Annotated in this window: 1 pseudogene; it reads right to left on the bottom strand. The window is 66.1% G+C overall.

Annotated features, from left to right (window positions below):
• Positions 1–289: pseudogene (locus EN862_RS35705) on the bottom strand (leucyl aminopeptidase family protein); the annotation flags it as partial.

The following is a 289-nucleotide window of genomic DNA, read 5'->3' as shown; positions in this document are numbered from 1 at the left end:
TTGCGGCTCGTCAGCACGTCGCCCGGCCGGAAGGCGTTGCCGGCAATCGAATTCTCGACCGCCGGGATCAAGACGCGCAGCCGCACGTTGAGCCTGGCAGCCATGATCATCGAGGCCAGCCCAAGCACGTTGGCGGCGCCGCCCATGTCCTTCTTCATCAACAGCATGCCCGCGGACGGCTTGATGTCGAGGCCGCCAGTGTCGAAGCAGACACCCTTGCCAACCAGGCTCAGCTTCGGCGCCCCTTGCTGCCCCCATGTCATGTCGATCAAGCGCGGCTCTCCGGCCG

Source organism: Mesorhizobium sp. M2E.F.Ca.ET.219.01.1.1 (assembly GCF_004016445.2).
Lineage (GTDB): Bacteria > Pseudomonadota > Alphaproteobacteria > Rhizobiales > Rhizobiaceae > Mesorhizobium.
This window is presented reverse-complemented; position numbering and strand designations above follow the sequence as displayed.